Origin of the sequence: Roseospira visakhapatnamensis (assembly GCF_014197915.1) — a bacterium.
In the GTDB taxonomy this organism is placed as follows: Bacteria; Pseudomonadota; Alphaproteobacteria; order Rhodospirillales; family Rhodospirillaceae; genus Rhodospira; species Rhodospira visakhapatnamensis.
The window spans coordinates 1-1,050 of the sequence record NZ_JACIGK010000098.1 but is presented as its reverse complement, the minus strand read 5'-3'; the positions used below and the strand labels follow the sequence as shown (position 1 = coordinate 1,050).

Below are 1,050 nucleotides of genomic sequence, written 5' to 3'. Positions count from 1 at the left end.
CGGCCCGGGCGCCCCCGACGTCACGGACACCGACGCCCCCGACACCGACGGAGACCGGAAGACGCATCAGGGGGAGATCTCGCCATGACCGGGCCTGACGACCCCACCCCCGAGGCCGACCGGGACGACCGGAACACGGCGGCCGCCTGGATCGACGAGGCCGCCTCGGCCGAGCCGGTGGCCGTGGACCCCGACCTCGCCGAGGCCATGGGCGCCTTCGCCGAGGACGCCCTCTCGCTTGAGGACGCGCTCGACAGCCTGTTCGCCGGGGCCGACGACGGGGCCGACGACGGGGACGGCACGGAGGGCGGCGACGATGACGTCTAAGCCCGCCAAGCCCTCCTTCCGCGAGCGCGTGGTGGCCGAGATCCTCGGCCATATCGAGGCCGGCACCGCCGCCTGGCTCAAACCCTGGAAGCCGGACGTCCATCGCCTGGCGCCCCACAACCCGGTCACCAACGCCACCTATCGCGGCATCAACGCCCTCTGGCTGGAGATGCAGGGCCACGCCGATCCCCGCTGGATGACCTACCGGCAGGCGCAAGGCGTCGACGCCCAGGTGCGCAAGGGCGAACGCGGCACCCCCGTGGAATACTGGCAGTGGACCGAGACCAAACCGGTCCTGGACGAGGCCGGACAGCCGGTCCGCGACGCGGCGGGCACGCCGCGCCGGCAAACCTTCAGCCTGGAGCGGCCCCGCGTCTTCCACGCCACGGTGTTCAACGCCAGCCAGATCGATGGTTTGGAGCCCTTCACGGCGCCCGCCATCACCGATCCGGCCTTCGCGCCCATCCCCCGGGCCGAGGCCGTGTTGGCGCAAGGGGGCGTGCCCATCGTCCATGACCAGGGCGACCGGGCCTTCTACCGCCCGGCCACCGATCGCATCCACCTGCCCGACAAATCCCGCTTCCTGGGCGCCGAGGAGTACTACGCCACGGCGCTGCACGAACTCGGTCACGCCAGCGGGAGCAGGACGCGCCTGAACCGGGATCTCTCCGGCGGCTTCGGCTCGGCCCGCTATGCCGAGGAGGAGCTGCGCGCCGAACTGGC

Annotated in this window: 2 protein-coding genes; both read left to right on the top strand. The window is 72.4% G+C overall.

Features of this window, described 5'->3' with window-relative positions; genetic code table 11:
- Positions 1-84: 84 nt before the first annotated feature.
- Positions 85-327, top strand: a complete 243-nt coding sequence (locus GGD89_RS19680) for a hypothetical protein (protein WP_184049265.1) — start codon at positions 85-87, stop codon at positions 325-327.
- A partial coding sequence (locus GGD89_RS19675; protein ID WP_184049262.1) for an ArdC family protein occupies positions 317-1,050 on the top strand: 734 nt, incomplete at its 3' end. The genes GGD89_RS19680 and GGD89_RS19675, both read left to right, overlap by 11 nt.

Bases quoted from the DNA above. Each gene is read 5' to 3' on its own strand.
- GGD89_RS19680 (WP_184049265.1), top strand. From the start codon at position 85: ATGACCGGGCCTGACGACCCCACCCCCGAGGCCGACCGGGACGACCGG.